We start from the raw sequence: 26,657 nt of genomic DNA on the forward strand, positions 1-26,657 counted from the left end.
GGGTGCTGGGTTGCGTACATGGGGGTTCTCCTCGATCAGGCCTGCAGGGGTACCAGGCGTGGCGCGATCATGTTTTCCGGGCGCAGGATGTCGGCCAGGGTGGTGTCGTCCAGCAGTTGTTCTGCACGGACCAGTTCCAGTACGCCACGCCCGCTGTCCAGCGCGGCCTTGGCGATACGTGTGGCGTTTTCATAGCCAATGTAGGGGTTCAGCGCGGTGACCAGGCCGATGGAGTTCTCCATCAGCTCGCGGCAGCGCTGCTCGTTGGCGCTGATGCCGTCGATGCACAGCTCGCGCAGCATGTCCATGGCGCGGGTCAGCAGGCGGATCGAGTCGAGCACCTTGTAGGCGATCAGCGGCTCCATCACGTTCAGCTGCAGCTGGCCGCCCTCGGCGGCCATGGTCAGCGCCAGGTCGTTGCCGATCACTTCGAAGGCGACCATGTTCACCGCCTCGGGGATCACCGGGTTGACCTTGCCGGGCATGATCGAGCTGCCCGGCTGGCGCGCCGGCAGGTTGATTTCGTTGATGCCGGTGCGCGGCCCGCTGGACAGCAGGCGCAGGTCGTTGCAGATCTTCGACAGCTTGACCGCGGTGCGCTTGAGCATGCCGGAGAACAGCACGAAGGCGCCCATGTCGCTGGTGGCTTCGATCAGGTCGGCGGCTGGCTTGACCGGGTGGCCGCTGATCACCGCGAGGCGTTCTACGGCGAGCTTCTGGTAGGCCGGGTCGGCGTTGATGCCGGTGCCGATGGCGGTGCCGCCGAGGTTGACCTCGTGGAGCAGGGTGGGGGCCAGCATCTTCAGGTGCTGCAGGTCTTCGCCAAGGGTGGTGGCAAAGGCGCGGAACTCTTGGCCGAGGGTCATCGGCACGGCATCCTGCAGCTGGGTGCGGCCCATCTTCAGTACATGGGCGAATTCCAGGCCCTTGGCGGCCAGTGCCTGGATCAGCTTGTCCAGTGCGTTGAGCAGGCTGTCGTGGCCGAGCAGCAGGCCGACACGAATGGCCGTGGGGTAGGCGTCGTTGGTCGACTGCGCCATGTTCACGTCGTTGTTCGGGTGCAGGTACTGGTATTCGCCCTTGTCATGGCCCATGGCTTCCAGGGCGATGTTGGCGATGACCTCGTTGGCGTTCATGTTGGTCGAGGTGCCGGCGCCGCCCTGGATCATGTCGACCACGAACTGTTCGTGGAACTCGCCCTGGATGATGCGCGCGCAGGCCGTGCTGATTGCCGTGTGCTTGGCCGCCGAAAGGTGGCCAAGGCTGCGGTTGGCGTCAGCGGCGGCCTGCTTGACCATGGCCAGGCCGACCACCAGTTTCGGGTAGTGCGACAGCGGCACGCCGGTCAGGCGGAAGTTGTGCAGGGCGCGCAGGGTCTGGATGCCGTAGTAGGCGTCGGCGGGTACTTCGAGGGTGCCGAGCAGGTCTTTTTCAACCCGGCAGGATGCAGCAGAGGACATGATGAGCAAGGCTCTTGAGGGAACGGCAAATGCCGCGATGCCCCATAGGCTAGGGCCTGCAGCGATGCAGGGCCAATGCCGTTATCCGCTGACCCATGCCGAATCGGCATAACGCTGTTGTGACTTGCCGGTTCCCTGTAGCGTGCGCGCCCTGCCCGTGCCGCCCGGCCGCAGACGGGCGTCTACCAGTCACTATCCGGGCCAGCCGGCCGCCGTTGCGAGTGCTGCATGCAAGAGCTGCTCAATGACATTCTCGAGGAAGTCCGTCCGCTGCTTGGCCAGGGACGGGTTGCCGACTACATTCCGGCGCTGGCGGCGGTCGCACCCGGCCAGCTGGGGATTGCCGTGTACAGCAATGACGGCCAGCTGACGTATGCCGGTGATGCGCAGACGCGCTTTTCCATCCAGAGCATTTCCAAGGTGTTCAGTCTGGTGCAGGCCATCCAGCACAGCGGCGAGGCGATCTGGCAGCGCCTCGGCCACGAACCGTCGGGGCAGCCCTTCAATTCGCTGGTGCAGCTGGAGTTCGAGCGCGGCAAGCCGCGCAACCCGTTCATCAATGCCGGCGCGCTGGTGATCTGCGACATCAACCAGTCGCGCTTTGCTGCGCCGGCGCTGTCCATGCGCGACTTCGTGCGGCGCCTGGCCGGTAACCCACTGGTGCAAGTCGACCCGCGCGTGGCCGAGTCGGAGTACCAGCATCGGGCCCGTAACGCCGCGGCGGCCTACCTGATGCAATCCTTCGGCAATTTTCACAACGAGGTCGAGGCGGTGCTGCGCAGTTACTTCAGCTGCTGTGCGCTGAGCATGAGCTGTGTCGATCTGGCCCGGGCCTTCTGCTTCCTGGCCAACCAGGGGTTCTGCAAACACAGCGGCGAGCAGATCCTCAGTGCCCGCCAGGCACGCCAGGTCAATGCACTGATGGCCACCAGCGGGCTGTACGACGAGGCTGGTAACTTTGCCTACCGCGTCGGCCTGCCCGGCAAGAGTGGGGTGGGTGGCGGTATCGTGGCGGTGGTGCCGGGGCGCTTCAGCGTGTGCGTGTGGTCGCCGGAGCTGAATGCAGCCGGCAACTCGCTGGCCGGCATGCGGGCGCTGGAGTTGCTCAGTGAGCGCATCGGCTGGTCGGTGTTCTAACTGGCCGTGTCGTCGCGGCGTTCGCCGCACAGGTCGAGGCTCAGCCAGTGCTCCACGTCGGCCTGGCCGAGGCCGGCGCCGAGCAGGGCGAATAGCTTGCCGAGCGCCGCTTCACGGGTCATGCCGCCACCGCTGAGCAGGCCGCAGGCGGCCAGCTGGCTGCCGGCGGCATACACGGCGAAGTCGATATGTCCGTGCAGGCACTGGCTGATGGCCAGCAGCACCACGCCGCGAGCGTGGGCTTCGCGCAGCACCTCTAGCAGCAGCGGATCGTCGGCCGGGCCGGTGCCGCTGCCATAGCACTCCAGCACCACGCCGCGCACGCCATTCTCGAGCAGGGCGCGCAGCAGGCTGGCGTCGAAGCCGGGATGCAGCGGCAATACGGCCAGGCGCACCGGCTGGCGCGGCTGGCGATAACTCAGGCTGGCTGGCCAGGCACTGGCGTGTGCACCCTGGCGCAGGCGTGGCAGTTCGGCAAAGGCATCGAAGGCGTCACTGCTCAGTTTGCTGGCGCGTGCGCCATGCAGCAGGCGATCGTGGAAGTACAGGTAGACCCCTGGGGCGATACCTGCCTGCAGGCGGCGCAGCGCACCAAACAGATTGCCCCAGGCATCGCTGCCGCTGCTGCTGACCGGCAGCATGGCGCCAGTCAACAGCAGCGGTACGGGTAGGCCGAGCAGCAGGAAACTCAGGGCTGCCGCACTGTAGGCTAGGGTGTCGGTGCCGTGCAGCAGCAGCACGCCGTCGCAGCCGTCCTCATCCACCGCCTGGCGCACCGCGTCCGCCAGGGCCAGCCAGTTCGCCTGGGTCATGTTGGCGCTGTCCAGCAGCGGTTGCAGCTCGCGAAAGCGCCAGTGCGGCAACCCGTCATGCTGCTCGGCCTGCCGAGCGCGCAGCAGCGCTTCCAGGCCTGAGGCCGGGGCCAGCCCTTCGGCGGTCATCTGCATGCCGATCGTACCGCCGCTATACAGGACCATGAGATTGTTGCAGGCCATGCTGGATACTCTCTTGCCTTGGGTAATGAACGAAGGGGCCGCAGCCCCTTCGTGATCGCATCGTTTCAGTGTACTGCGCTATCAGTCGGCCTGCCGTGCCGGCCATGCCTGCGGATCGAGATCGAGGTCAGCGAACTGCCGGGGATCCAGCACGGGAGACGGGATGCCGGCACGGATCTGCTGGTCGTAGTCGCGCATCAGGCGCAGGCCGACCTTGAACAGCAGGGCCAGGGCCACCAGGTTGGCGATGGCCAACAGGCCCATGGTCACGTCGGCAAAGGCGAAGACTGTGCCGAGGTCCTGTACCGAGCCCCATAGCACCAGCAGCACGACCAGCACGCGATAAACGATGATGGGTGTGCGCTGCTGGCTGAAGAAACCCAGCGCGTTCTCGCCCAGATAGTAGTTGTAGATCAGCGTGGTGAAGACGAACAGCAGCAGCGCCAGGCTGACGAATACCCGGCCCCACTCGCCGACCACGCTGGCCATGGCGGTCTGCGTCAGGACCACGCCGGCGACCTCGGTGCCTGGCTGGAACACCCCGGAGAGCAGGATGATCAGCGCCGTGCAGCTGCACAGCACGATGGTGTCGATGAAGACGCTGAGCGATTGCACGATGCCCTGGGCGACCGGGTGCTTGACCTCGGCCACGGCCGCCACGTTGGGCGCACTGCCCAGCCCGGCCTCATTGGAGAACAGCCCGCGCTTGACGCCCATCAGGATGGCCGCGCCAATGCCGCCGGCAAATGCCGGCTCCAGGCCAAAGGCACTGTTGAAGATCAGCGCGAAGGCCTGCGGAATGGCATCAAAGCGGCTGACGATGACGAACAGGGCCATGCCCAGGTAGGACAGTGCCATCAGCGGGACCAGTACGTCCGCCCATTTGGCGATGCGGCGAATGCCGCCGAAGATGATCAGACCGATCACGGCGGTCAGCGCCAGGCCGCTGGCCAGGGTCGGTACGCCGAAGGTGTCGTGCAGCGAGGTAGCCACGGTATAGGACTGTACGGCGTTGAAGCCGAAGCCGAAGGTCACCAGCAGCAGGATCGACACCAGGATGCCCAGCCAGCGCTGACCCAGGCCGTGCTGGATGTAGAAAGCCGGGCCGCCGCGATAGGTGCCGTCTGCTTCGCGGCGCTTGTACAGCTGGGCCAGCGAACATTCGAAGTAGCTGGTGGCCATGCCCACCAGGGCGACCACCCACATCCAGAAGATGGCGCCCGGGCCGCCAAGCATGATGGCCACGGAAACGCCGGCAATGTTGCCGGCACCTACCCGTCCGGCGACCGAGAGCATCAGCGCCTGGAACGAGCTGAGCTGGCCACGCTGGCGCTGAAAGGCTTCGGCGAAGATATGAAACATGCTGCCGAAGTAGCGGAACTGTACGAAGCGTGAGGCGAGGGTGAAATACAGACCAAGGCCGATCAGCATGACGATCAGCAGCTTGCTCCAGATCAGGTCGTTGAGAATGTCGAGCATGGCGGGTGAGTCTCTCTTGTTGTTGTGTGGTAGGGCGTACGGCGCCAACCGCAATGGTTGGCCAGGCGGTGGGCGCCCGGCAATTTCGCGGGTTGCGGCGCGATGATGCGAGTTGATGCTAGAGTCGCATCATATGCATCACTTTTCTGCCGCATGCCACGGGAGCCACGCCATGTCCGAATACCTGGGCAGCAATCTCAAGCTGTTGTGCAGCCACTACCGCTCGATTGCCGAGGTGTGCCGCAAGCTGGCCATCAATCGCGCCCAGTTCAATCGCTACCTGGCCGGACACAGCCAGCCGACGGCGCACAACCTCAAGCGTATCTGCGATTTCTTCGGCGTCGAGCCTTACGAGCTGGGTCTGCCGGGCGAGCAGTTCGCGGCGCTGCTCGGCGTGCGCCATGGCCAGGTCGGCAAGGCACCGCGCGACCCCCTGCTGGAGCTGCTGCAACCGTTGAGCGAACTGGGCGGCGATCTGTCGCGCTACTGTGGCTACTACTTCGAATACGCCCACTGCATGTCGGTGCCGGGTCGCATCCTGCTGTCGCTGGTGCAGCTGCGCGAGGAGCGTGGGCGTTTCCTGTTCGAGCGCCAGGAGCGCCAGGCACCCTCGCGGGCCAGCGATGAGCAGAACGACGAGTGGGTGCGTTGTCGCTACCTGGGTGCCGCGTTCTACCTGCAGGACCGCCTGTTTCTCATGGACTACGAATCGCTGACTGGCAACGAAATGAGCCAGACCATCCTCATCCCCAGCTTCAAGAGTCGGATCACCCGGCTCAATGGCCTGAAAACCGGTGTGTCCAGCGGCGACCGGCGTACCCCAGCCTGCACCCGGGTGGTCTGGGAGTACCTTGGGCCGCAGATCAACCGGGTCAATGCCTACCGCCAGGTGATGCTCTATGCGCCGGACGATCCACGCATCGACGACGACATCCGTCAGCGCCTGGCCGGTGCGCAGATCCGCCACGGGCTGTTCGAGATCGAATAGCGCGCAGGCGTTGTATCCATGGTCCTGCGTTATGTGCCTTGTGCACCGATGCGTTAAGTAGGGTCTGCTGTTCCCGGTGGTTGCTGGAGGGCGTGTAGTTGCTGTTTGAGCATCCAGATCACTATCAGGCTCAGGCAAATGTTAGACAGCGGCAGGGCCAGCCACACGCCATTGAGCCCCCAGAGGAGTGGCAGTAGCGCCAAAAAGGGCAGCTGGATCAGCATATTGCCTGCCGTGACCAGTGTGGCGTATCGAGCCTGGCCCATGGCCTGGAAGAAACTGGCAGCGAGGATGATAAAACCATCGAGAAACATGGCGAACAGATGCAGGCGAATGCCTAGCGCGCTGGCCTCAAGCAGGGCCTGGTCGTTGCCGCTGAAGATGCTGGCAAACAGCCTGGGCAGCATGAGCAGCGCCGCAGTCATCAGTACACCGCTACCCACAGCGGTAAGCAGCCCCAGGCGCAGTACTCGGCGAACCTTGTCTGGCTCGCGGGCGCCGTGGAAGTAGCTGACCAGCGGCTGCATGCCGCCACATACGCCTTCGGCAAACAGGTAGTAGAAGGCCATCAGATAGCCGGCAATGGCGTAGGCGGCTACCTGAAGAGGACTTCCGTAATGCATGAATAGCAGGTTGTGCAGTACCACTACCAGGCTCATGTACAGATACATCAGCATGCTCGAGAAGCCGGTGGCGAGTAGCTGCAGGCTTTTGGCTGGGTTGAAGACAGCGTGTCGCCAACGCATAGGCAAAGGGTTGTGTCGGCTCAGAATAAAGCCCAGGCAGATGAGCACAGACAAGCTTTCACCGAGCACCGTAGCGAGGGCTGCGCCATGCAGGCCCCACTGCCACTCGATGATGAACAGGTAGTCGAGGCCCACGTTAGCAAGAGCGCCAGTCAGCATGGCCAAGGTTGCCAGACGTGGTGCACCCAGATTGCGGACCAACAGCGGCAGGGTGATGCTGGCCAGCACCAGCGGTGCCGCGTAACCAATCACCCTCAGGTAATCGCTGCCCAGCTGTGCCAGGCTGTCTTCAGCGCCCTGCCAGGCCATAAATGCCGGTCCGAGCACCACCACCAGTATGCCGCTTGGAATGCCCAGCAGAATCAACAGCCACAGTGCCTGTGCCAGGTAGCTGCGGGCCTCCTGCCATTGCGAGGCACCTTGCGCCAGGGAGCATTGGGCTCCGCCGCCCATGCCGAGCATCATGCCGGCGGCAAGCAAGACGCCGGACAATGGCCAGGCCATATTGACTGCCGACAGGCCGGTCGCACCCATGGCATGCCCAATGAAAATGCCATCGACGACCATGTACAGGCCGCTGATCATCAGTGCTGCAATGGCCGGGATACTGTACCGCCAGAAGGTGCGAGTAAGGCTTTGCGTATTCATGGCCGGATTAATCGATTGTGAGGTTTTGACAGGCCTTGTTGAGTAGATGCGCCAGTTGCTGCATTTCTTCGGCATTTAGATGCTGTGCCAGGCTGGCGGCTGTTTGCAGGTATACGTCGCGCTCTTCCTGCTCCAGAGCGGTGGATTTGCCGGTAGCCAGCAAGCGCATGGCTCGGCCGTCGTCAGTGCAGGGCAGTCGCTGCAGATAGCCGCGGGCTTCCAGCTTGCTGGCCATGGCGCTGGCGCTGGCCTTGCTGACGCTCATGCGCTCGGCCAGCTCGGTCAGGCGCAAGCCGTTTTTCGCAGACATCAGTGCATAGAGATAATCCAGCTCGCTATTGCTCAGCTCCATGCTGCCGCTGCGCTGTGCGTATTGCCGCCAGTGATGCCACATGTGCCACTGCAGGCGCTTGAGGCTTTCGGTAATGAGCATGGAACTCTCCTGATCTTCAGGTTTGTTAGTCTAACTAACTAATAATCAGGAAGCAATTTGCCTTTGCCGCAATACGCCTGCGGGGAGCAGTGCGACGCTCCCCGCAGGCGCAAGTGGTGCGCCGTTTAACGGCGCAGGTATTCGCGCAGGCGGTACCAGCTCATGCCCAGCGCCAGCAGGGGCGAGCGCAGCAGCTTGCCGCCAGGGAAGGTGATGTGCGGTACCCGGTTGAACAGCTGGAAGTCGCTGTCGTCTTCGCCGGCGATGGCCTGGGCGAGCAGCTTGCCGGCCAGGTGGGTGGCGTTCAGGCCGTGCCCGGCATACGCCTGGGCGTAGAACAGGTTGCGCTGCTGCGGGTGGCAGCCGATCTGTGGCAGGCGGTTGGCGCCGATGCCGATCATGCCGCCCCAGTGGTAGTCGATGGCCACGTCGGCGAGCTGCGGGAAGACCTTGAGCATCTTCGGCCGCATGTAGTCGCTGAGGTTGGCCGGGTCGCGGCCGGAGTAGTGGCAGGCGCCGCCAAACAGCAGGCGGCGGTCGGCGGACAGCCGGTAATAGTCGAGGGCCACGCGCTGGTCGCACAACGCCATGTTCTGCGGGATCAGCTCGCGGGCCAGGGCTTCCGGCAGCGGCTCGGTGGCGATCACATAGCTGCCGGCGGGCAGCACCTTGCCGCCCAGGTAGGGTTCCAGATCATTGAGGTAGGCATTGCAGGCGATGATCAGCTGGCGTGCGCGGACCTCGCCGCTGGCGCAGTGCACGCGTACCTCGCTGCCGGACTCGATACGGGTTACCGGCGACTGCTCGAACAGGCGCACCCCCAGGCTGGCGGCAGCGGCGGCTTCGCCCAGGGCCAGGTTGAGCGGATGCAGATGGCCGGAGCCCATGTCGATCAGTCCGCCGCAGTAACGGGGCGAGCCGACCACCTCGTGCATCTCGTGCGCTTGCAGCAGGCGCAGGTTGTGCCGGTAGCCGAGGCTGTGCAGGTGTTCGTAGTCTTCGACGAAACCGGCCAGGTCGGCCGGGGTGTTGGCCAGGTCGCAATAGCCCCAGGTCAGGTCGCAGTCGATGGCGAACTCCGCGACCCGCTGGCGCACCAGCTCTACAGCCTCCAGGCCGAGCTGCTGCAGGCGGCGCACACCGTCGCTGCCCAGCACATCGTTGAATTGTTCGAGGCCGTGGCCGACGCCGCGAATCAGCTGCCCACCGTTGCGTCCGCTGGCGCCCCAGCCGATCTGCCGGGCTTCCAGCAGCACCACCGAGAGGCCGCGCTTGGCCAGTTCGATGGCGCTGTTGAGGCCGGAGAAGCCGCCGCCGATGATGCACACGTCGGCTTCTTCGCGACCCTCTAGCGTCGGCAATACCAGCTGGCGGTTGGCCGTGGCAGCGTAGTAGGAGGCGGCGTGGTGGGCGCTGTGCACGGGTTGCGGGGACGGCTGGCGAACGGGGCGCATGTGCATAATCCTGATTTTATTGTTTTGAAAAACGAACGAAGCATAGGCGCAGCCCGCCCTCCTCGACAAGCGGCCAGGGCAGGTAGTGCTGCGATGATCCTCTAGTCGGCAATCGGCAGGCTGAGCGACTCCTTGACCTCTTCCATGACGATGTAGCTCTTCGACTCGCGCACGTGCGGCAGCTTGAGCAGGATGTCGCCGAGCAGCTTGCGATAACTGGCCATCTCGTTGATACGCGCCTTGACCAGGTAATCGAAGTCGCCGGATACCAGGTGGCACTCCAGCACATGGGGCAGCTTGAGTACGGCGCGGCGGAACTCCTCGAAGGTGTCGCCGGACTTATAGTCCAGGCTGATCTCCACGAACACCAGCAGGTTGGCCTTGAGCTGTTGCGGGTTGAGCCGGGCGTGGTAGCCCATGATGATGCCTTCGCGCTCCAGGCGGCGGACCCGCTCGGTGCAGGGGGTGGTGGACAGGCCGACCCGCTCGCCCAGCTCGGTGAAGCTGATGCGTCCGTCCTGCTGGAGAATGCGCAGGATGTTGCGGTCGATCTTGTCCAGTTCGCGGCGACTCTGGTGCTGGGTACGCATGGGCTCGTGCTCCTGGCCCTGCGACAGGCTGGCGCAGGGTGCTGTTTAAACAAGAAAATCCACTGGCTAGAAAGCCATTCTTACCGGAAATGGCCTGTTTCTGCTGGGGTGAAAAGGCTTTTCTGGCGGATTTAATCGCAAAAGGCCCGCGTTAAACAGTGAAAATCCCTGCCTGCGCTTTCCTATACTGCCCTCACGTGCAAAATAACAAACGTCAGCCCGCACGCGGGGCCGACGGGGAGGCAGTCATGCGGGTGCTCGTTCTGGGTGGTGGAGTGATCGGTACGGCCAGCGCCTATTATCTGGCGCGTGCCGGGTTTCAGGTCAGCGTGCTGGAACGGCAGCCGGGGGTGGCGCTGGAGACCAGCTACGCCAACGCCGGCCAGGTATCGCCGGGCTATGCCTCGCCCTGGGCGGCCCCGGGTATTCCGCTGAAAGCCATCAAGTGGCTCCTGCAGCGCCACGCACCGCTGGCCATCAAGCTGACTGGCGATCCGCAGCAGTACTTCTGGATGCTGCAGATGCTGCGCAACTGCACGGCCGCCCGCTATGCGGTGAACAAGGAGCGCATGGTGCGTCTGTCCGAGTACAGCCGCGACTGCCTCGACGAACTGCGTGCCGATACCGGCATCGATTACGAAGGCCGCCAGCTGGGCACCACCCAGCTGTTCCGTACCCAGGCGCAACTGGATGCGGCGGCCAAGGACATCGCCGTGCTGGAGCGCTCCGGTGTGCCCTATGAGGTGCTGGACCGCGCCGGCATTGCCCGCGTCGAGCCGGCCCTGGCGGGTGTCGCAGACAAGCTGGCCGGAGCCTTGCGCCTGCCCAACGACCAGACCGGCGATTGCCAGCTGTTCACCAGCAAGCTGGCGCAGATGGCCAGGGAGCTCGGCGTGGAGTTTCGCTTTGGCTGCACGATCGAGCGCCTGGATATCGCCGGCGACCGTATCAACGGCGTGTGGGTGGATGGTCAGCTGGAAACCGCCGACCGCTACGTGATGGCGCTGGGCAGCTACAGCCCGCAACTGCTCAGGCCGCTGGGCATCAAGGCGCCGGTCTACCCGCTGAAGGGCTACTCGCTGACCGTACCGATCAGCAATCCGGCCATGGCCCCGACCTCGACCATTCTTGATGAAACCTACAAGGTGGCCATCACCCGCTTCGACCAGCGCATCCGTGTGGGTGGCATGGCCGAGATCGCTGGTTTCGACCTGTCGCTCAACCCGCGTCGTCGCGAAACCCTGGAGATGATCACCAACGATCTCTACCCGCAGGGCGGCGACCTGGCGCAGGCCGAGTTCTGGACCGGCCTACGCCCGGCGACCCCGGACGGCACGCCGATTGTTGGTGCCACGCCCTATCGCAACCTGTTCCTCAACACCGGACACGGTACCCTTGGCTGGACCATGGCCTGCGGCTGTGGACGCTTCCTCGCCGACCTGATGGCCAGCAAGCGTCCGCAAATCAGCCCCGACGGCCTGGATATCTTCCGTTACGGCCACAGCAAGGAGAACACCCGGCATGTCCATCCAGCGCCTGCACACTGAAAAGCGCTACAGCGAAATCGTCATCCACAACGGCACGGTGTACCTCGCCGGGCAACTGGCGGATGACTATGCCGGCGATATCCGCCAGCAGACCCGTGAAACCCTGGCCAACATCGACCGACTATTGGCCGAGGCAGGTAGCGACAAGTCGAAGATCCTCGGCCTGACTATCTTCCTGCGTGACATGGCCGACTATGCGGCGATGAACGAGGAGTGGGATGCCTGGGTGGCCGAAGGCGCCGCCCCGGCGCGTGCCTGTGTCGAGGCGCGGCTTTACGACCCGCGTGTGCGCGTGGAAATGACCCTGACCGCCGCGCTGTAGCGCGGCCCTGCCTGGAAAGCCTGCCGCCATGCGTCCCGCTCGTGCGCTGATCGATCTCCAAGCCCTGCGCCACAACTACCGGCTGGCCCGTGAACTGAGCGGTGCGCGGGCCCTGGCGGTGATCAAGGCCGATGCCTATGGGCATGGCGCGTTGCGTTGTGCCGAGGCGCTGGCCGGGTTGGCCGACGGCTATGCGGTGGCCTGTATTGAAGAAGCCCTGGAGTTGCGCAACGCGGGCATCAGCGCACCGATCCTGCTGCTCGAGGGCTTTTTCGACAGCAGCGAGCTGGCACTGATTGACCAGCATCGCTTGTGGTGCGTGGTGCATGCCCCCTGGCAGTTGGCGATCATCGAGCAGGCGCGTCTGCAACAGCCGCTCAACGTATGGCTCAAGCTGGACAGTGGCATGCACCGCGTCGGCCTGCATGCCGCCGAGTACGCGGCGGCCTATCGTCGCCTCAAGGCCTGCGGGCAGGTCGGTGAGGTGGTGTTGATGAGCCACCTGGCGCGTGCCGATGAGCTGGACTGTTCGCGCACCGAGGAGCAGCTGGCGCTGTTCAACCAGGCGCGCAGCGGCTTGCCCGGCGCGATCAGCCTGTGCAACTCGCCGGCCATCCTCGGCTGGCCGCAGCTGCCCAGCGACTGGGTGCGCCCCGGCATCATGCTCTACGGCGCCACGCCGTTTGCCGGTGCACAGCCTCAGGCGGCACAACTTCGCCCGGTGATGACCCTGGAGTCGCGGATCATCAGCGTACGCGAGCTGCCTGCCGGCGAGCCGGTGGGTTATGGCGCACGCTTCGTCTGCCCGCGCGCGACGCGGATTGGCGTAGTGGCCATGGGGTATGCCGATGGCTATCCGCGTCACGCCCCGGACGGTACGCCAATCCGCGTCGATGGGCAGCCGGCGCGCCTGGCCGGCAGGGTCTCCATGGATATGCTCTGCGTGGATATCAGCGACCTGCCGCAGGCCGGCCTGGGCAGCCGGGTCGAACTGTGGGGCGGGGCGGTTGCCGCCAGCGAAGTGGCCCAGCTCAGTGGCAGCATTCCCTACCAGCTGTTCTGTAACCTCAAGCGGGTGCCACGTGTCTATTGCGGGGTCTGACGGCTGGGCGTGGCGGTAACGGCGGCGATCATGTCGGTAAGCATGTTGTAAATACTGAACACTGTTGCCATCATACTTGCAATGCACGCATTCCTGCCGAGGAGGAAACCCGCATTGGACGTCGGTGTTCGACTGCAAACCATCCGTAAACTCAAGGGGCTGTCGCAACGTGAGCTGGCCAAGCGGGCCGGTGTCACCAACAGCACCATTTCCATGATCGAGAAGAACAGCGTCAGCCCGTCGATCAGCTCGCTGAAAAAGGTGCTGGCCGGCATTCCCATGTCCTTGGTGGAGTTCTTTTCCCTGGATGTCGATGATGAGCAGCCCACCCAGGTGGTCTATCGCGCCGATGAGCTGACCGATCTGTCCAGTGGGGCGGTGAGCATGAAGCTGGTCGGGCGGGCCCTGCCGGGACGGCACATCGCCTTTCTCGACGAAACCTATCCGCCGGGCTCGGATACCGGTGTCGAGATGTATAGCCACGAGGGTGAGGAAGCCGGCCTGCTGGTCGAGGGGCGGCTGGAGCTGACGGTGGGCGAAGAAGTGTTCGTTCTCGAGGCGGGTGACAGCTACTACTTCGACAGCACGCGTCCGCACCGTTTCCGCAATCCGTTCGAGGTGCCGGCGCGGCTGATCAGCGCCACCACGCCGGCCAACTTCTGATCGCCTGCTGCGCGGCGCTGCAGCGTGTTGGTATGCTTTTCGGTATACTGCGCGACGCTCCGGCAAGCCGTGGCCGCGAGCGATACTAGCCACGATGAGGGTTTAAGGGTGAAGCTGACTAACAAGATGCTGGTAGCCAAGGCTGCCGTATTGGCCCTGTGGGCTATGGGCGCCCAGGCGACTACCGATGAAGCCGTTGCCGAGCGCATCAAGCCGGTCGGTCAGGTGTGTGTCGCGGGCCAGGAGTGCGCCGGTGTAGCCGCCGCGGCTACGGCGTCTGCCGGTGCTGCAGCGCGTAGCGGTGACGATATCGTTGCCAAGCACTGCAACGCTTGCCATGGCACGGGCCTGCTGAACGCGCCGAAAGTGGGCGACAGCGCCGACTGGAAAGCCCGCGCCGATGCCAAGGGCGGCCTGGACGGCATCCTCGCCACCGCCATTTCCGGTATCAACGCCATGCCGCCGAAAGGCACCTGCTCGGACTGCTCGGATGACGAGCTGAAGGCTGCGATCAAGGTCATGTCTGGCCTGTAAGCGCCTGGCTTGCCCACAAAAAAACCGCCTTCGGGCGGTTTTTTTGTGCTTGCCATTGGCTGTGCGGGCTGCGGTTTATTGTCGCAGTCGGTCGAGCAGGCGCGCCAGCGGGCCGGACTGGCGGCGCTGCGCCAGCAGTCCCTCGGCGCGTTCGCGGGCGCCGGCGACACCCGCGTCGAGTGCCTTGCGCAGCCACTCCAGCGCCTGTTCCTGGTCGGCCTCGTTGCCGAGCAGTAACTCGGCCAGGTCCAGATAGGCGTCCTCGTACTGCTCGGCGCAGGCCTGCTGCAGGTGCTCGCGGGCCTTGCCCGGATCGGCTTTGCCGCCCAGGCCATGCAGGTACTGGCGGCCCAGGCGCCAGTGCGCGTAGCCGTCGCCATTGCGCAGGCTGTGCTGGTAGTAGCGCCGCGCCTGGGCATAGTCCTCGCGCTGCTCATGCAGCCAGCCCAGGTAGTTGGCGCTGGCATCCTTGTCGCCGTAGCGCCAGGCGGCCGTGAAGTGCTGCAGGGCCAGGTCGTAGTCGGCTTCCTCGTCGAGCAGCAGCTGGGCCAGCTCCAGGTGGGCCGGGCGGTGGCTGCGCTCGGTGGCCAGCTGCAGGTAGTGGCGCGCCAGCGCCCGGTCCTGGGTGCAGCCGCGGCCCTGGCGGTAGCAGTCGCCCAGGTTGCGCGCGGCCAGCGCCGAGCCGGCATCGCTGCCGCGCTGGAAACAGGCGAGGGCGCCGGCATGGTCCTGGTCGGCATGGTCCAGCAGGCAGCCGAGGTCATTGAGTGCATCACTGTTGCCGAGCTCCACGGCGCGCAGCAGTAGCGGCCGGGCCTTCTCGTAGTCCTGCGCTTCGAGGGCGGTCAGGCCGCGGCGGTGTGTGTCCAGGGCCAGCCAGAGATCGCCGGCGCTGCGCTGCAGGCAGGCCTGCTGCACCTCGCTGAGGCCGAACTGGGCGTAGCGGTCGACGATCTGCAGGGCGCGCTCGGCCGCCAGCGGCTGGCTGCTGCCGTCTGCCTGAAGGAGCCAGGCCCGGTCGTCGCGGAACACCAGCGCACGCTCCTCGCTCTGCACGAAGCGGTGCTCGGCACGCGCCTGGTCGAGTGGCTCGCGCAGCCACTGGCCGTCGCTGTCGAGGATGCCCCAGCGGCCTTCCAGGCAGGCGCTGAAATACTGGTCATAGAGGCTTTCCAGGCGCTCGAAGCGTGGCTCCGCGCTCCAGCCGGGCTGCGCGCCGCCGCGATACAGGCCCCAGTGCTGACCCTCCTGGACCCGGCAGTAGTAGCTGCCGTCGGCGCTCCGGCAACCGAGCTGCAGCTCGATCCGGGTGTAGGCGCAGGGCAGCAGCCAGCGCTGTTGCTGATGGCGATAGAGGCCGTACAGACGGTTGTCGCGCACCAACCAGGCCTGCATGTCGTGCAGGTAGTCGAGCGCCTGGTACTCGCCGGGCAGCAGCGCCTGGCCCTGATCGTCGAGCGCACGCCAGCGCCACTGCTGGCCGTCGCGGCGACGAATCAGGTAGGTCTCGCGGCCATCTAGGTCGAAGCTCTGCAGGTTGTCGATGCCGATGGCGCCGAGATCGTGGAAGCGCGTGGTGAACAGGTGCTGCGGGCCCTTCGCCGGTCTGGCGGCGTAGTAGCCCTCGTACGCCTGGATCTGCCGGTACTGCGCGGGCAGCAGCCAGTTGCCCTGCGGGTCGATCACCCCCCACAGCTCGCCCTGTTGCACGGCCCAAGTGGCACCGGTGTGATCCAGTGGCTCGCCGGCTTTGAACTGGCAGGGCACGGTCAGCCGCCCCTGCAGGTCGATCAGGCCGAACTTGCCGCTCTCGGCGACCAGCGCGTGGCCGCCGGCGAAGTCGAAGGCGTCCTCGAACTGGCAGGCGATCACCTCGTGGCCCCGGCGGTCGACATAGCCGAAACGCCCGTCCAGATGTACGCAGGCCCTGTCGCTGAGCCGGTCGAAGTCGAAGAAGGCCTGATAGCGGGGCTCGATCAGCACCCGGCCGTCTGCCGCACGCAGGCCGTAAAGCTGGTTCTCGCAGAAGATCTGTGGCGCATCTTCATCCTGCAGCGGCAGCATCGAGCCGAGCGGTTCCCAGCCGTAGTCGTAGCCGCTGTGGTTGAGCAATGCCCGGAAACTGCCGGCCCAGGGCGCATCGACGGCGGGACTGTTGTCCAGCAGCAGCGGATTGTCGTTGTCGATGGCCTCGCGGATGCAGGCGTTGTTGCGCGCGATCTCCTCCAGCAGGGCGTCGGCCTGGGCGCGGCGGTCGTCGTCGCGCATGTTGAACAGGTCCCAGGCGTCCAGGTGGAACCAGGCATGTCGGGCGCGGCCGTCGAGCAGCTGGAAGATTCTCTCGCGGGCGTTGCGGAAGGCCTCGACATCGTCCAGCAGGCTGCCGGCGTGGCGCTCGATGAAGGCATAGAAGGCACGTAGCGCCTCGATGCCGGCGGGCGCCTCGGCGTACAGGCCTTCTTCGCTGTGCGGGTCGTTGTAGCAGTTGTGTCCGACGCAGCCGCCTTGGGCGAACAGCGGATGCAGCAACAGGGGCAGCTCGTAGCTCCACTCCATCAGCGCCAGGCAGTCATCCTCGCTGCTGCCGATTTCGGCTTTATTGTACAGGTACAGGCGATGGGACATGGTGCGCTTCCTTGCGAGACGACGGAAGCGAGCAGTCTAGCCGGGAAGCCGCTTTGCGGCTGTGCGCTTGGTCAGCGCTTGAGCAGGGCGCGCATGCTGGCCAGGGCGTCGTTGCCGCGCGCTGTCTTGACCTCCACCGGGGTGTCTTCCTGGCCTTCCCAGACCAGGTCCTCCGGCGGCAGTTCGTCGAGGAAGCGGCTCGGTGTGCAGTCGATGACTTCACCGTACTGCTTGCGCTTGGCGGCGAAGGTCAGGGTTAGATTGCGCTTGGCGCGGGTGATACCGACGTAGGCCAGGCGGCGCTCCTCCTCGATGGTGTCGGCCTCGATGCTGGAGCGGTGCGGAAGAATCTCTTCCTCGAAGCCGATGATGTACACCGAGGGGAATTCCAGGCCCTTGGAGGCATGCATGGTCATCATTTGCACGCCTTCGGCGCCTTCTTCCTCTTCCTGCTGGCGCTCGAGCATGTCGCGCAGCACCAGCTTGCCGATGGCGTCCTCGATGGTCATGTCGCCTTCTTCGTCCTTGTCGAGGGTGTTCTTCAGCGCCTCGACGAGGAACCACACGTTACCCATGCGCGCCTCGGCGACCTTGTCGCTGGAGGCGTTCTGGCGCAGCCAGTTTTCGTAGTCGATATCCATGATCATGCTGCGAATGGCACCGATCGGGTCGTTGCCGGCGCAGAGTTCGCGGATCTTGTCGATGTAGCGCTTGAAGCGTGACAAGCGCTCCGTGTAGCGGCTGTCCAGATGCTCGGCCAGGCCCAGCTCGTCGCTGGCGGCATACAGGCTGATCTTGCGCTCGCTGGCGTAGTTGCCGAGCTTCTCCAGGGTGGTCGAGCCGATCTCGCGGCGCGGTACGTTGATCACCCGCAGGTAGGCGTTGTCGTCGTCCGGGTTGACCAGCAGGCGGAAGTAGCTCATCAGGTCCTTCACTTCCTGGCGGGCGAAGAAGCTGGTGCCACCGGACAGGCGATAGGGAATCTGGTGGTGCTGCAGCTTCAGCTCCATCAGCTTGGCCTGGTAGTTGCCGCGGTAGAGGATGGCGAAATCGCTGTACGGGCGCTGGGTGCGCAGGTGTTCGGTGAGGATTTCCAGGGCCACGCGCTCGCACTCGGCTTCCTCGTTGCGCGTACGGATCACACGGATCTCGTCGCCGTGGCCCATCTCCGACCAGAGCTGTTTCTCGAATACGTGCGGGTTGTTGGCAATCAGCACGTTGGCGCACTTGAGGATGCGGCTGGTGGAGCGGTAGTTCTGCTCGAGCATCACCACCTTTAACGAGGGGTAGTCTTCCTTCAAGCGCATCAGGTTTTCCGGGCGCGCGCCCCGCCAGGCGTAGATCGACTGGTCGTCGTCGCCAACCACGGTGAACTGGCAGCGCTGTCCGACCAGCTGTTTGACCAGCAGGTACTGGCTGGTGTTGGTGTCCTGGTATTCGTCGACCAGCAGGTAGCGGATGCGCTGCTGCCATTTTTCCAGGATGTCGGCGTGCTCCTGGAACAGCTTGACCGGCAGCAGAATCAGGTCGTTGAAGTCCACCGCGTTGTACGCCTTGAGCGTGCGCTGATAGTGCAGGTAGACGATGGCGGCGGTCTGCTCCTTGGGGCCGCGGGCGTTGGCCAGCGCCTCGTCGGGCAGGATCAGGTCGTTCTTCCAGCTGTCGATGTACTGCTTGATTTCGTCGACGCCGTCATCGCCAGCGTATTCCTTTTGCATGATGTCGGTGAGCAGGGCCTTGATATCGCCGTCATCGAAGATCGAGAAGCCTGGCTTGTAGCCCAGCCGTGCGTATTCCTTGCGGATGATGTTCATGCCCAGGTTGTGGAAGGTCGACACCGTCAGGCCGCGTGCCGCAGCCCCCTTGAGCAGGCTGCCGACGCGATCCTTCATCTCCCGTGCAGCCTTGTTGGTAAAGGTCAGGGCGACGATGTGGCGGGCCTGGATGCCACAGTGCTGCACCAGATAGGCGATCTTGCGGGTGATCACGCTGGTCTTGCCGGAGCCGGCACCAGCCAGCACCAGCAGCGGGCCACTGATGTAGTTGACGGCTTCCTGCTGACGGGGATTGAGTCGGGACATGCGCTTACCTCACAACGGGGCGGCATTCTAACAGGCTGACCGGGCGGCGGCGCTGCGCGGCGGGGTGGCACTGCGCCAGCCTTGGCGAATGCGCAGAATCCGGTAGGCTTGTGCAGCCTGCCGCGAGGTGGCGGGCCGGGCCGCACCGGATGAGTTGCCCGCATAGACGCCGCAAAACGGCGCGTACAGGCCGAGGAATGGCACTTTTTTGCTGTAGTCCCCGGGGAAGGTTCAGGTGCTGGCTCGCGACTATCCACTGCGTGTGCTGCTGCTGGCCAGTGAAGATCACTGGCTGGTGTCGCTGCGTGCCTGCGTGCAGGCGTTGCAGGGGCAGGTGCAGCTGATCAGTGCGCCGTCCTGGAGTGCCGCCTGTGCCCTGTGCGTGGACGAAGACCTATCGCCGCTGGCGCAGGTATTGTTGGCCACGCCTGCGTTGCAACCGCCTGCCGGCCGCTGCAGCTTGCCGCTGATCCAGTTGCTGGAGGCTGACCAGCCGCCACCTGTGCAGGGCGACTGGTTGTACCGCAAGGAGCTGAGCGCCAGCCTGTTGCAGCGCAGCCTGCAGCATGTGGTGGAGCGCCACGCGCTGAGCCGGCGTTTGCAACAGCTCACCGAGCAGGATGCGCTGACCGGGATTGCCAACCGCCAGGGCTTTCATCGCCTGCTGGGGCTGCGTTTGGCGGCGGCACCGGGCCAGGTGCTGTTGGGCTTTCTCGATCTGGACAATTTCCGCTATGCCAATGACAGCCTGGGCCAGCAAGCCGGTGACCGGCTGATCCAGCAGGTGGTGGCACGCCTGAGCAGCCAGTTGCAGCCGGGCGAGCAACTGGCGCGGCTCGGCGGTGACGAATTTGCCCTGTTGCTGCAGGGGGGGGCGGATAGTCAACGTGCCCAGCAACTCGGCGAGCAGATCACCGCACAACTGGCCGAGCCCTACTGGCTGGATGGCGAGACCCTGTTGCTTGGCTGCAGCCTGGGCCTGGCCCAGGCGCGCGCCGGACAAAGTGCCGATCAGCTGCTCTGGCATGCCCAGCTGGCCATGCAGCAGGCCAAGGCCAGCCAGGGCTGTACCTACCAGTTGTATGACGAGCGCAGTGTGCTGGGGCGGCGCAGCCAGGCCGAGCGTGAAAGCGAATTGCGCCGAGCCCTGCGGCGTGATGAGCTGCAGCTGCATTACCAACCGCGCCTGTGTCTGCACAGCCAGCAGGTGGTGGGTCTGGAGGCGCTGGTGCGCTGGCAGCACCCGGAGCTGGGCCTGCTCGGCCCCGACCAGTTCGTGCCGCTGGCCGAGGAAAGCGGCATGATCGTGCCGCTGGGCTACTGGGTGATGGCTCGTGCCATGCGCGACATGCAGTGGCTGTTGGGGCGCGGCCTGGCGCCGTTGCACATGGCGGTCAATCTGTCGTTCCGCCAATTCCAGGACAGCCAGCTGCTGGCCACCCTGCGCCGCCTGCTCGATGAGCGTGGCGTGGATGCACGCTGGCTGGAGTTCGAACTGACCGAGACCGCAGTGATGCGCCGCAGCGATCAGGTGCGGCAGACCATGGATGCCCTGGGCGAGCTGGGCGTGCGCTTTGCCCTGGATGACTTCGGCACCGGTTTCTCGTCCTTCCAGCACCTGGCCAGCCTGCCGATTGCCCTGCTGAAGATCGACAAGGGCTTCGTGGCCGGGCTGCAGGAGCATGCGGAAAAGCGCCGCCTGCTGCAGGCGATGATCAACCTGGCGCACAACCTTGACCTGCAGGTGGTAGCCGAAGGTGTCGAACTGCCGGCGCAACTGGAGTTGTTGCGCCAGTTTGGCTGCGATCAGGTGCAGGGCTATCTGATCAGTCGCGCCTTGCCGCTGGCCGAGCTGGCGCGCTTCCTGGTGTTTCGTCCGCGCCAGGGGCTGGCGTCAGTCTGACAGCGGCGCGCTGCGCCGCGGCAGCGCCGCCGGCAGGTACAGGCCCAGATAGGCTTCAAACACCCGCATGCCCTCGCTGGCCAGGCGCGGAGTGATCTGCCCGTGCAGTTGTACCGAGCGTGCATACACACGGTCACCCAGCTCCATGGCCAGGGCGAACACATCCACCTCATCGGGTAGCTGGGGCAGCGGGAAGTGACGGTTGAACAACGCCTGCAGGCGTTGGCCCAGCTCCAGGTCGTGCTGCTGGTCAGCCAGGGTCAGTTCGGCCAGGCCGTGCTGGGTGAGGATCAGCTGGCGCGCGGCGCTGTCGGTCGCATAGATGGCCAACATACGCTGCTCGACGATGCGCGCCAGGTCATGCCAGCTGTGCAGTGTGTCATGCGCCACGGGCTGTTCCAGGCAGCCGCGAAAGGCCGCATGCACCTCGCGGGTCAATGCTTCGAGGAGCGCCGGTACGCTGGCGAAGAAGTGGTACACCGAGGAGGGTGGGATGCCCGCACGCTCGGCCACGGCATAGATGGTCAGCGCCGCCACGCCCTGCTCGGCGAGCAGGCTGCGGGCTGCGTTGAGGATCGTGGCGATGCGTGCCTGGCTGCTGGCGCGCGGCTTGCGTGGTGAGCTGGAACGGGACATGCAAGGCTCCGGGGCAACGGCCTGCTATTGGACGCCAGGCCGGTGCCACAGGGCAAGTCACCCTATACGGTGTGCAGGTACCAGTTGTACTCGAGGTCGGAGATGGTGGTCTCGAACTCCTGCAGTTCGGCTTCCTTGCAGGCGACGAAGATATCAATGTACTTCGGATCGATGTACTGGTTGAGCACTTCGCTGTCGTCCAGTTCGCGCAAGGCGTCGCGCAGGTTGTTGGGCAGGCTCTGCTCCAGCTGCTCGTAGGAGTTGCCCTCGATCGGTTCGCCCGGGTCGATCTGCCGGGTCAGGCCGTGGTGCACGCCAGCGAGGATAGCCGCCATCATCAGGTAGGGGTTGGCATCGGCGCCGGCCACGCGGTGCTCCAGGCGAATTGCATCGGCACTGCCGGTCGGTACGCGCAGGGCTACGGTGCGGTTGTCCAGGCCCCAGCTCGGCGCGTTGGGCACGTAGAACTGCGCGCCGAAGCGGCGGTAGGAGTTGACGTTGGGGCAGAGGAAGGCCATCGAGGCGGGCAGGGTCTCCAGCACGCCGCCGATGGCATGTCGCAGCGCGGTGTTTTGCAGGGGGTCTTCGCTGGCAAAGATGTTCTTGCCGGTCTTCTTGTCGATCAGCGAGATGTGCACATGTAGGCCGTTGCCGGCCTGGCCCGGGTAGGGCTTGGCCATGAAGGTGGTATCCATTTCATGGTCGTAGGCGATGTTCTTGATCAGGCGCTTGAGGAGCAGGGCGTGGTCGCAGGCCTTGATGGCATCCGGCACGTGGTGCAGGTTGACCTCGAACTGCGCCGGAGCACTTTCCTTGACGATGGCGTCAGCCGGGATGCCCTGTTCCTTGGCGGCTTCGAGGATGTCCTGCAGGCAGTCGGCATATTCGTCGAGGTCGTCGATCAGGTACACCTGGGTCGACTGCGGGCGCTTGCCCGACAGCGGTGAGCGTGGCGGCTGCGGACGGCCGTTCACGTTCTCCTGGTCGATCAGGTAGAACTCGATTTCGAAGGCGGCGCAGATGGTCAGGCCCAGCGCGTCGAACTTCTCCACGACCTGGCGCAGGACTTCGCGCGGGTCGGCGAAGAAGGGTGCGCCATCCAGCTCGTGCATGGTCATCAGCAGCTGGGCGGTCGGACGCTTCTGCCAGGGTTCGTTGCTCAGGGTGTTGGGGATGGGAAAGCAGACCCGGTCGGCATCGCCGATGTCCAGGCCCAGTCCGGTGCTTTCTACTGTAGAACCATTGATGTCGAGGGCAAAGATCGAGGCGGGCAGGTTGATGCCCTTGGCATATACCTTGTGCAGGCTGGCGCGTTCGATGCGCTTGCCGCGCACCACGCCGTTCATGTCTGCAATAAGCAGGTCGACGAACTGCACCTCAGGATGTTCCTTAAGGAACTCGTTCGCTTCATTGAGCGTAACGGCACTCGGGGGTACCGACATGATGCAACACCTTTCTTGTTAAAAATATCAATCACGCACTGCTGATGCAGTGAGTCAATCTTAAAGCCCCTAGGCTGTCAATAGCGCCCTGTTTTGCTCTTTTTTGGTGCGTTGCGGCCTTTTATGGGGCGTCCAGGGTCGTGCAAAGGCGGCTGTCATGCGTTGCTCAGTGGCCTGTGTTTGATTTTTTACAGCCCTATTGTGTAAAAAAATGAACAAGGCTACTCTCGGTCGCAGCCCATAACAGCAATAAAACGGGTAAAGCCCATGGCCGTCATGCCAGTCATCGGGGTCGTCGCCTGCATTCGCCAGGTCGGCCTGCACCCCTACCATATCGCCGGCGACAAGTACCTGCAGGCCATTCTCGCGGTCGGCGGACTGCCGTTGATTCTGCCGGCCCTGGGGCATGCCGTGAGTAGCGAAAGCCTGTTGGCGCAGGTGGATGGCCTGCTGCTCACCGGCTCGCCGAGCAATATCGAACCCCATCACTATAGCGGGCCTGCCGACAGCGCGCAGGGCTGCAGCGATCCGGCCCGCGACCACACCACCTTGCCCTTGATCCGTGCGGCCTGTGCCGCTGGTGTGCCGCTGCTGGGTATCTGCCGTGGTTTCCAGGAAATCAACGTGGCGCTGGGCGGCAGTCTGCATCCCGCCCTGTATCGGCTGCCTGGGCTGCTCGAGCACCGTGAGCCGGCCGAGGCAGATGCGGCGCTGCAGTACGCCGCGCGTCATGCGCTGCAGGTGCAGCCGGGCGGGCTGTTGGCTAGCCTGGGATTGCCTGTGGAATTTCCGGTCAATTCGCTGCACGGCCAGGGTATCGACCGCCTGGCGCCCGCGCTGCGGATTGAGGGGCGTGCTCCGGACGGCCTGATCGAGGCCGTGGCGCTGGATCCGACGCAGGGCTTTTTGCTCGGCGTACAGTGGCACCTGGAATGGCAAATGCAGTCCAATCCGCAGTCCCTGGCTATTTTTCAGGCGTTTGCCGAGGCCTGCCGGATGCGTCAGAAACAACGCTGAGGAACCGCGCAGGGCGGTTTCTCTTTCCAACCGAGGTTTGTATGAGCGCCAAGCTTGACCAGCTGACCAGCTGGCTGAAAGAACGCAAGATCACCGAAGTCGAGTGCCTGATCAGCGACCTGACCGGGATTGCCCGCGGCAAGATCTCGCCCACCAACAAGTTCCTCGACGAGAAGGGCATGCGCCTGCCGGAGAGTGTGCTGCTGCAGACGGTGACCGGCGACTACGTGGAGGACGACATCTACTACGACCTGCTCGATGAAGCCGACATCGACATGTTCTGCCGTCCTGATCCGGCGGCCGTATTCCTGGTGCCCTGGGCGGTGGAGCCGACCGCCATGGTCATTCACGACACCTTCGACAAGCAGGGCAACCCCATCGAGCTGTCGCCGCGCAACATCCTCAAGAACGTGCTCAAGCTGTATGCCGACAAGGGCTGGAAGCCGATTGTCGCGCCGGAAATGGAGTTCTACCTGACCAAGCGCTGCGCCGACCCGGATTTCCCGCTGGAGGCGCCGGTGGGCCGTTCCGGGCGTCCGGAAACCGGCCGGCAGAGTTTTTCCATCGATGCCGCCAACGAGTTCGACCCGCTGTTCGAGGACATGTACGACTGGTGCGAGCTGCAGGGCCTGGATCTGGATACGCTGATCCACGAGGAAGGTCCGGCGCAGATGGAGATCAACTTCCGGCATGGTGATGCGCTGCACCTGGCCGATCAGATCCTGGTATTCAAGCGCACCATGCGTGAGGCGGCGCTCAAGCACGACGTGGCGGCGACCTTCATGGCCAAGCCGATCACCGATCAGCCCGGCAGTGCCATGCATATCCACCAGAGCGTGGTGGATCTGAAAACCGGCAAGAACATCTTCTCCAATGACGACGGCAGCATGAGTGAGCTGTTCCTCAACCATATCGGTGGTCTGCAGAAGTACATCCCCGAGTTGTTGCCGCTGTTCGCCCCCAACGTCAACTCGTTCCGCCGCTTCCTGCCCGACACCTCGGCGCCGGTGAACGTCGAGTGGGGCGAAGAGAACCGCACCGTAGGCCTGCGTGTGCCCGAAGCCAACCCGCAGAACCGCCGGGTGGAAAACCGCCTGGCCGGGGCCGATGCCAACCCTTATCTGGTGCTCGCTGCCACCCTGCTGTGTGGCTACATCGGCATGGTCGAGGGTGTGCGCCCCAGTGCGCCGGTCAAGGGGCGCGGCTACGAGCGGCGCAACCTGCGCCTGCCGCTGACCATCGAGCAGGCCCTGGAACGCATGGAAGCCTGCAAGGATGCCGAGAAGTACCTCGGCGAGAAGTTCCTGCGTGGCTATGTAGCGGTCAAGCGTGCCGAGCACGAGAACTTCAAGCGGGTCATCAGCTCATGGGAGCGTGAATTCCTCCTGTTGTCGGTGTAACGCGCCAGCCATTCCAACCGCGGGCCACAGGGCCTCAGTCGTATAGGTGCCACAAGCATGCAAGCGAGCAATTCCCAGCAAACCCAGGCGTGGCAGGCCATGAGTCGTGCCCATCACCTGGCTCCGTTCAGCGACTACCAGCAGCTGGCCGAAAAGGGCCCGCGCATCATCACCAAGGCCGATGGTGTGTACCTGTGGGATAGCGAGGGTCACAAGATCCTCGATGGCATGGCCGGGCTGTGGTGCGTAGCGGTCGGCTACGGACGCGAGGAGCTGGTCGAAGCGGCCGCCGCGCAGATGCGCGAGCTGCCCTTCTACAACACCTTTTTCCAGACGGCCCACCCGCCGGTACTGGAGTTGGCCAAGGCGATTGCCGAGATTGCCCCGCCGGGCATGAACCATGTGTTCTTCACGGGGGGCGGTTCGGAAGGCAACGACACCATGCTGCGTCTGGTGCGCCATTACTGGGCAGCCAAGGGCCAGCCGCAGAAGAAGGTAATCATTGCCCGCGAGAACGCCTACCACGGCTCTACCGTGGCGGGGGCCAGCCTGGGCGGTATGAAGTACATGCATGAGCAGGGTGACCTGCCGATTCCCGGCATCGTGCATATCCCGCAGCCTTACTGGTTCGGCGAGGGCGGCGAGATGACCCCGGATGAGTTCGGCATCTGGGCCGCCGACCAGCTGGAGAAGAAGATTCTCGAAGTAGGTGAGGACAAGGTCGCCGCCTTTATCGCCGAGCCGGTGCAGGGCGCGGGTGGCGTGATCATTCCACCGGACAGCTACTGGCCGCGTATCCGCGAGGTGTTGGCGCGCTACGACATCCTGTTCGTTGCCGACGAGGTGATCTGTGGGTTTGGTCGGACTGGCGAATGGTTCGGCAGCGACTACTACGGCAACCAGCCCGACTTGATGACCATCGCCAAGGGCCTGACCTCCGGCTATGTGCCGATGGGCGGGTTGATCGTCAGCGACAAGGTATTCGAAGTCATCAACCAGGCCGGTGATTTCAACCATGGCTTTACCTACTCCGGGCATCCCGTGGCGGCGGCGGTGGCCTTGGCCAACCTGCGCATTCTCCGTGACGAGGGGGTAGTGGCCCGGGTCAAGGCAGAAACGGCACCGTATTTGCAGGCTCGTTTGCGTGAGCTTGCCGACCATCCGCTGGTGGGTGAGGTGCGTGGTTTGGGCCTGCTCGGTGCCATCGAGCTGGTGCAGGACAAGGCGCAGCGTAAGCGTTACCCGGCGGACTGGGCAGTGGGCATGATCTGTCGTGGGCATTGTTTCGCCAATGGCCTGATCATGCGCGCTGTAGGCGACACCATGATCATTGCCCCGCCGCTGGTGATCAGCCCGGCGGAAATCGATGAACTGGTGGCCAAGGCGCGCCTGTGCCTGGATCTGACCTTGGCCGAGGTGCAGGCGCGGGCTTGAGTGGGCGGGCATTGCTTGCCA

General features: G+C 64.5%; 22 protein-coding genes. 11 read left to right on the forward strand and 11 right to left on the reverse strand.

The genetic code is table 11. The annotated features are described in order from the left end of the window. Window positions 1-35 precede the first annotated feature (35 nt). A complete protein-coding gene (locus tag CFY91_RS00665) occupies window positions 36-1,460 on the reverse strand; it encodes an aspartate ammonia-lyase (RefSeq protein WP_093984414.1) in 1,425 nt (474 codons plus the stop codon). Between the two features lie 228 nt (window positions 1,461-1,688). Here CFY91_RS00665 and glsB point away from each other — a divergent pair, with 228 nt between their 5' ends. Continuing rightward, entirely contained in the window at window positions 1,689-2,597 is a 909-nt protein-coding gene (glsB, locus tag CFY91_RS00670; RefSeq protein ID WP_093984415.1) for a glutaminase B, read from the forward strand. On the opposite strand, the gene CFY91_RS00675 is transcribed toward glsB, so the two are convergent. Then, window positions 2,594-3,592: an asparaginase gene (locus CFY91_RS00675; RefSeq protein ID WP_093984416.1), complete on the reverse strand. Its 999-nt coding sequence runs from the start codon at window positions 3,590-3,592 to the stop codon at window positions 2,594-2,596. The genes glsB and CFY91_RS00675 overlap by 4 nt on opposite strands. A gap of 81 nt (window positions 3,593-3,673) precedes the next feature. Further along, window positions 3,674-5,071: an alanine/glycine:cation symporter family protein gene (locus tag CFY91_RS00680; RefSeq protein WP_093984417.1), complete on the reverse strand. Its 1,398-nt coding sequence runs from the start codon at window positions 5,069-5,071 to the stop codon at window positions 3,674-3,676. 172 nt (window positions 5,072-5,243) lie between these two features. On the opposite strand from CFY91_RS00680, the gene CFY91_RS00685 reads away from it, so the two are divergent. After that, complete coding sequence (locus tag CFY91_RS00685; protein WP_093984418.1) at window positions 5,244-6,059, forward strand: helix-turn-helix domain-containing protein; 816 nt, start codon at window positions 5,244-5,246, stop codon at window positions 6,057-6,059. A gap of 53 nt (window positions 6,060-6,112) precedes the next feature. Here the strand turns inward: CFY91_RS00685 and CFY91_RS00690 are convergent, their stop codons facing one another. The 4 genes from CFY91_RS00690 to CFY91_RS00705 form a co-directional block, all read right to left on the reverse strand. Beyond that, window positions 6,113-7,453: an MATE family efflux transporter gene (locus CFY91_RS00690; RefSeq protein ID WP_093984419.1), complete on the reverse strand. Its 1,341-nt coding sequence runs from the start codon at window positions 7,451-7,453 to the stop codon at window positions 6,113-6,115. Between the two features lie 7 nt (window positions 7,454-7,460). Further along, window positions 7,461-7,886 (reverse strand): MarR family winged helix-turn-helix transcriptional regulator, encoded by a 426-nt coding sequence (locus CFY91_RS00695; protein WP_188390259.1) that lies wholly within the window; start codon window positions 7,884-7,886, stop codon window positions 7,461-7,463. A 125-nt stretch (window positions 7,887-8,011) separates the two neighbouring features. Next, on the reverse strand, window positions 8,012-9,340 hold the full coding sequence (locus CFY91_RS00700) for an NAD(P)/FAD-dependent oxidoreductase (RefSeq protein ID WP_093984420.1): 1,329 nt from the start codon (window positions 9,338-9,340) through the stop codon (window positions 8,012-8,014). A gap of 101 nt (window positions 9,341-9,441) precedes the next feature. Continuing rightward, window positions 9,442-9,930: a winged helix-turn-helix transcriptional regulator gene (locus tag CFY91_RS00705; protein ID WP_093984421.1), complete on the reverse strand. Its 489-nt coding sequence runs from the start codon at window positions 9,928-9,930 to the stop codon at window positions 9,442-9,444. A gap of 248 nt (window positions 9,931-10,178) precedes the next feature. Between CFY91_RS00705 and dadA the strand changes: the two genes are divergently transcribed. The 5 genes from dadA to CFY91_RS00730 all read left to right on the forward strand — a co-directional run bounded on the left by dadA (window position 10,179) and on the right by CFY91_RS00730 (window position 14,098). Further along, window positions 10,179-11,477 (forward strand): D-amino acid dehydrogenase, encoded by a 1,299-nt coding sequence (gene dadA / locus CFY91_RS00710; protein WP_093984422.1) that lies wholly within the window; start codon window positions 10,179-10,181, stop codon window positions 11,475-11,477. Then, window positions 11,452-11,799, forward strand: coding sequence for a RidA family protein (locus tag CFY91_RS00715; protein WP_093984423.1), 348 nt, complete (start codon window positions 11,452-11,454; stop codon window positions 11,797-11,799). Before dadA ends, CFY91_RS00715 begins: the two co-directional genes overlap by 26 nt. Window positions 11,800-11,827: 28 nt before the next feature. Next, complete coding sequence (gene alr / locus CFY91_RS00720; RefSeq protein ID WP_093984424.1) at window positions 11,828-12,901, forward strand: alanine racemase; 1,074 nt, start codon at window positions 11,828-11,830, stop codon at window positions 12,899-12,901. A gap of 114 nt (window positions 12,902-13,015) precedes the next feature. Next, complete coding sequence (locus tag CFY91_RS00725) at window positions 13,016-13,564, forward strand: cupin domain-containing protein (protein WP_093984425.1); 549 nt, start codon at window positions 13,016-13,018, stop codon at window positions 13,562-13,564. Window positions 13,565-13,672: 108 nt separating this feature from the next. Next, window positions 13,673-14,098, forward strand: a complete 426-nt coding sequence (locus CFY91_RS00730) for a c-type cytochrome (RefSeq protein WP_093984426.1) — start codon at window positions 13,673-13,675, stop codon at window positions 14,096-14,098. A gap of 75 nt (window positions 14,099-14,173) precedes the next feature. Here the strand turns inward: CFY91_RS00730 and CFY91_RS00735 are convergent, their stop codons facing one another. Beyond that, complete coding sequence (locus CFY91_RS00735; protein ID WP_093984427.1) at window positions 14,174-16,723, reverse strand: SEL1-like repeat protein; 2,550 nt, start codon at window positions 16,721-16,723, stop codon at window positions 14,174-14,176. Between the two features lie 71 nt (window positions 16,724-16,794). Beyond that, a complete protein-coding gene (rep, locus tag CFY91_RS00740; protein ID WP_093984428.1) occupies window positions 16,795-18,804 on the reverse strand; it encodes a DNA helicase Rep in 2,010 nt (669 codons plus the stop codon). 235 nt (window positions 18,805-19,039) lie between these two features. Between rep and CFY91_RS00745 the strand changes: the two genes are divergently transcribed. Continuing rightward, window positions 19,040-20,707, forward strand: a complete 1,668-nt coding sequence (locus tag CFY91_RS00745; RefSeq protein WP_371870512.1) for a putative bifunctional diguanylate cyclase/phosphodiesterase — start codon at window positions 19,040-19,042, stop codon at window positions 20,705-20,707. Here CFY91_RS00745 and CFY91_RS00750 read toward each other — a convergent pair. Both CFY91_RS00750 and CFY91_RS00755 read right to left on the reverse strand, forming a co-directional pair. Then, window positions 20,699-21,343, reverse strand: a complete 645-nt coding sequence (locus CFY91_RS00750) for a TetR/AcrR family transcriptional regulator (RefSeq protein ID WP_093984429.1) — start codon at window positions 21,341-21,343, stop codon at window positions 20,699-20,701. The genes CFY91_RS00745 and CFY91_RS00750 overlap by 9 nt on opposite strands. A gap of 62 nt (window positions 21,344-21,405) precedes the next feature. After that, window positions 21,406-22,785: a glutamine synthetase family protein gene (locus CFY91_RS00755; RefSeq protein ID WP_093984430.1), complete on the reverse strand. Its 1,380-nt coding sequence runs from the start codon at window positions 22,783-22,785 to the stop codon at window positions 21,406-21,408. Between the two features lie 267 nt (window positions 22,786-23,052). Here CFY91_RS00755 and CFY91_RS00760 point away from each other — a divergent pair, with 267 nt between their 5' ends. From CFY91_RS00760 to CFY91_RS00770, 3 genes are read left to right on the forward strand one after another with little or no spacing between them, the layout of a single operon-like run. Further along, complete coding sequence (locus CFY91_RS00760) at window positions 23,053-23,802, forward strand: gamma-glutamyl-gamma-aminobutyrate hydrolase family protein (RefSeq protein ID WP_093984431.1); 750 nt, start codon at window positions 23,053-23,055, stop codon at window positions 23,800-23,802. Between the two features lie 41 nt (window positions 23,803-23,843). Next, the gene (locus tag CFY91_RS00765) at window positions 23,844-25,202 is read left to right on the forward strand and encodes a glutamine synthetase family protein (protein WP_093984432.1); all 1,359 of its coding nucleotides are present in this window, start codon (window positions 23,844-23,846) and stop codon (window positions 25,200-25,202) included. A gap of 57 nt (window positions 25,203-25,259) precedes the next feature. Beyond that, window positions 25,260-26,636, forward strand: a complete 1,377-nt coding sequence (locus CFY91_RS00770; protein ID WP_093984433.1) for an aspartate aminotransferase family protein — start codon at window positions 25,260-25,262, stop codon at window positions 26,634-26,636. Window positions 26,637-26,657: the final 21 nt, after the last annotated feature.

The sequence above is a fragment of the Pseudomonas fluvialis genome (assembly GCF_002234375.1).
Classification (GTDB): Bacteria; Pseudomonadota; Gammaproteobacteria; order Pseudomonadales; family Pseudomonadaceae; genus Aquipseudomonas; species Aquipseudomonas fluvialis.

Excerpts from the sequence above, each read along its gene's own strand:
- CFY91_RS00665 (WP_093984414.1), bottom strand. The coding sequence starts at position 1,460 with ATGTCCTCTGCTGCATCCTGCCGGGTTGAAAAAGACCTGCTCGGCACC.
- glsB (WP_093984415.1), top strand. The coding sequence starts at position 1,689 with ATGCAAGAGCTGCTCAATGACATTCTCGAGGAAGTCCGTCCGCTGCTT.
- CFY91_RS00675 (WP_093984416.1), bottom strand. The coding sequence starts at position 3,592 with ATGGCCTGCAACAATCTCATGGTCCTGTATAGCGGCGGTACGATCGGC.
- CFY91_RS00680 (WP_093984417.1), bottom strand. The coding sequence starts at position 5,071 with ATGCTCGACATTCTCAACGACCTGATCTGGAGCAAGCTGCTGATCGTC.
- CFY91_RS00685 (WP_093984418.1), top strand. The coding sequence starts at position 5,244 with ATGTCCGAATACCTGGGCAGCAATCTCAAGCTGTTGTGCAGCCACTAC.
- CFY91_RS00690 (WP_093984419.1), bottom strand. The coding sequence starts at position 7,453 with ATGAATACGCAAAGCCTTACTCGCACCTTCTGGCGGTACAGTATCCCG.
- CFY91_RS00695 (WP_188390259.1), bottom strand. The coding sequence starts at position 7,886 with ATGCTCATTACCGAAAGCCTCAAGCGCCTGCAGTGGCACATGTGGCAT.
- CFY91_RS00700 (WP_093984420.1), bottom strand. The coding sequence starts at position 9,340 with ATGCGCCCCGTTCGCCAGCCGTCCCCGCAACCCGTGCACAGCGCCCAC.
- CFY91_RS00705 (WP_093984421.1), bottom strand. The coding sequence starts at position 9,930 with ATGCGTACCCAGCACCAGAGTCGCCGCGAACTGGACAAGATCGACCGC.
- dadA (WP_093984422.1), top strand. The coding sequence starts at position 10,179 with ATGCGGGTGCTCGTTCTGGGTGGTGGAGTGATCGGTACGGCCAGCGCC.
- CFY91_RS00715 (WP_093984423.1), top strand. The coding sequence starts at position 11,452 with ATGTCCATCCAGCGCCTGCACACTGAAAAGCGCTACAGCGAAATCGTC.
- alr (WP_093984424.1), top strand. The coding sequence starts at position 11,828 with ATGCGTCCCGCTCGTGCGCTGATCGATCTCCAAGCCCTGCGCCACAAC.
- CFY91_RS00735 (WP_093984427.1), bottom strand. The coding sequence starts at position 16,723 with ATGTCCCATCGCCTGTACCTGTACAATAAAGCCGAAATCGGCAGCAGC.
- rep (WP_093984428.1), bottom strand. The coding sequence starts at position 18,804 with ATGTCCCGACTCAATCCCCGTCAGCAGGAAGCCGTCAACTACATCAGT.
- CFY91_RS00750 (WP_093984429.1), bottom strand. The coding sequence starts at position 21,343 with ATGTCCCGTTCCAGCTCACCACGCAAGCCGCGCGCCAGCAGCCAGGCA.
- CFY91_RS00755 (WP_093984430.1), bottom strand. The coding sequence starts at position 22,785 with ATGTCGGTACCCCCGAGTGCCGTTACGCTCAATGAAGCGAACGAGTTC.
- CFY91_RS00760 (WP_093984431.1), top strand. The coding sequence starts at position 23,053 with ATGGCCGTCATGCCAGTCATCGGGGTCGTCGCCTGCATTCGCCAGGTC.
- CFY91_RS00765 (WP_093984432.1), top strand. The coding sequence starts at position 23,844 with ATGAGCGCCAAGCTTGACCAGCTGACCAGCTGGCTGAAAGAACGCAAG.
- CFY91_RS00770 (WP_093984433.1), top strand. The coding sequence starts at position 25,260 with ATGCAAGCGAGCAATTCCCAGCAAACCCAGGCGTGGCAGGCCATGAGT.